Source organism: Clostridium sp. AM34-11AC, from assembly GCF_003435375.1.
GTDB classification, from domain to species: domain Bacteria; phylum Bacillota; class Clostridia; order Lachnospirales; family Lachnospiraceae; genus Pilosibacter; species Pilosibacter fragilis.
The window spans coordinates 1-2,848 of sequence record NZ_QWGL01000081.1 but is presented as its reverse complement, the minus strand read 5'-3'; the positions used below and the strand labels follow the sequence as shown (position 1 = coordinate 2,848).

Annotated in this window: 1 protein-coding gene and 1 pseudogene; both read right to left on the bottom strand. The window is 34.2% G+C overall.

Annotated elements, in window-relative coordinates; all coding sequences use genetic code 11:
* Window positions 1-241: pseudogene (locus DW826_RS17735) on the bottom strand (reverse transcriptase); the annotation flags it as partial.
* 597 nt (window positions 242-838) lie between these two features.
* Complete coding sequence (locus DW826_RS18500) at window positions 839-2,704, bottom strand: tetratricopeptide repeat protein (RefSeq protein ID WP_207659900.1); 1,866 nt, start codon at window positions 2,702-2,704, stop codon at window positions 839-841.
* Window positions 2,705-2,848: the final 144 nt, after the last annotated feature.

Genomic DNA, 2,848 nt, shown 5'->3' with positions numbered 1-2,848 from the left:
TTTTAGCCACAAGTGTTACAAAAAAGCTTGACCACAACAGTACTAAATCCTCGATATTTCTGTCAAGGTTCTTCCCATACTCATCTTTGATTACCTTGTCGATTCCGACTGCTTTGCTCCCATCTAATTCCTTATGGCATTGCTTTAGCATATCTTCATTTATCAAATGGTACACGGATGTAAATATAGGATGTTTTGATTTTGCCGATATCTCAGCTATTCTTACTAATTTCGTTTCCATTATTTCCTCCGTCCCTGAGTACGGATCATGTGCCCTCAGTAAGACCTTTACTATGCAATCCCCTTCCCTCCATCGGCATTGCCCGATTTCTACAGTACTATGGGATTGTCCGACCACCTACCATTCATTTGAAATCCTCCGTTTTCAGTTGCAATTTCATACTCTTCTTCGAGAAATGGCAGGTTCTCCCCAGTTGATGTGTATTCACAATGTAAAACATGATTGGTTCTCTGACTCCGCAGTGCCACATAACACTCGCCATATCGCATTACATGATATTGTCTTCCGCACCAGTTAAGACGTCGACCGACTGAAGTTAACGTTTCGAAGCTCAATCACTATTCAACCCTGCTTTCTTGCTGTCTACGCTTGTCAGATGCCGTTACCGGCATCATCTCAAGACTCGCTATTATCTGGTTGGCTAAACCTTGGATAAACCGGATTTCCACCGGCTTGACTACACACCCTTAGCTGGGCGCACAACTGGAACTGGTTAATTTATATTATTTATGAGCGGAAATGTAGTCAAGCACAATTTTCCACCCATTATTTTCACTGGCATATCCCCATAAAGGCTCTGTGTCCATATTATATAAATCAACGCTTATCATTCACCTTATATTCTACTTTTGATAAATTTTTTTGATATGCTTCCTTTATATAATTTATCATTTCTTTGGCCGTTTTTACACACCATTCCGCAAATGAAGGGTTAAGTATTCTCAACGGCCATGAATGAGGTATATCATTTAACTCTACATCTTTAGGTATTCTCTTTAAAGCTTCAGCTGCTTGTTCTGGTCGAGGTACAACTTGTTCAAATTCACTAACCTTAAAATGAACCAATTCATTTCGGATAAATATTAAATTTATAAAATTATTCCATAGTTTCGCACATGGCTTCCATTCTGATTCACACAAAATTTCACCTATAATATTCCACTTCAATGTTAATTCAGTATTACGTTGAAATCCGAAAGAATCATCTTTTATTCCTTGGTGTTTTTCTGGAATAACAATCTCACTTACACTAATAAAATAAATTGCCTGATTAATAAATGCTTCCAACGCACAACAAGAGAGCATAATACATGCAAGTGGTTTTTCTGCATAATTTCCCACTTCTTTTGCTTCTTTTGCCAACTTCTCTGCTGAAACTAAATATAGATTGGCCATATCGACAAGTTCTTTCATTTCTATCCATCCATTATGTATTTCTATATTAGTCCACGCTAACCTTACATCATTCTCTTTTATTTTTCTTAATAAATAATCAATATGAGATGCTACTCTTCCCCGTTTCGCAACTTGTTGCTGAATTACTTCAATATCTTCTGAAATATTATCTATTTTGAACCCTAACTCTTCCGGCTCAAAATCAGCTTTACCACAACATTCCTTATATGACAATCCTTTTCCACACTTACATAACGCTGCTGGTCCCATCTTCTCACCATTCATACCAGCTATTTTAGCTTTGTGATTAACAACTTCCAAATTCTTAGAAGCAATTACTATGGCTTGCATATCACCTAATGTTTCGCTTATCTTTTTTGCCTCTATTAGTACACCTCTTGCTTTACTAAATTGATTCAAATCTGTATATATAACCGCCAAATTGTTAAGTGATGAAACAATAGCTCGTTTATCACCTGCTTTTCTCGATAATGCTAAATCTTTTCTAGTATATGCTATTGCAGAATCATACTTTTTTTCTCTCCAATAATACATACCTAATTGACAATATATATTGCAAATTCCTTCCACATCGCCTTCTTGTATTTTAACTTTCAGACAGTCATCTAATAACTTTACCCCCTGTTCCTTTTCTTCTTTTTCTTTACTATTTAATAAAATGAATGCCTTATTAGATTTAATTCTCGCAATTTGACCAATATTTTTATCATTTTTAGGTATTTTTTTTAAAGCTTTATTTAATATTTCTAAGGCTTTCTCTGTACCCTGATCTAATCTCATTACAGCTTTGCTTAATTCAAGCGCAACTCCTGCATATGTAATATCACTTACGTTCTTCTCTTCTACTATTGTTAATATATCATCAAGAATTTCTTTAGCATCCTCCACTAATCCCAGTTCATTTAATGATGCAGCATATATTATATAACAAAATAATATTAATTCTAACTCCGTTTCATTTTCAAAATCTAAATATTGCCTTAGCTTTTCAAATGTTGATATCACATTATTATGTTCACCATGATTTTTATATGCCTGAAGCAAATAAATATATATACCTCTCTTCTGTTCTTTTGATATATGACTTACCGCTAATAATTCATTTAGTCTTTTTATTCCCTTTTCAATCTTCTCTTCATCAAAAGAAAATACAAGTTCTCCCATATTATTTAACTCTTTTTCAACTTCAGTATTCTTTTTCAAACAACAATTCTTATATTTTCTTCCACTTCCACATGGACACTTATCATTTCTCCCTATTTTCATATCTACGCTCCCCATCTATCCTATTAATTCTATATCTTCACCGTTACTTTTAATCTATGTAGCATAAACTTCAAATTCGTCTCTCAGATAAACGCACCAGCTTACTGAAAGTTTCACCTCTATGACTTAGTTTATTTCTCATAG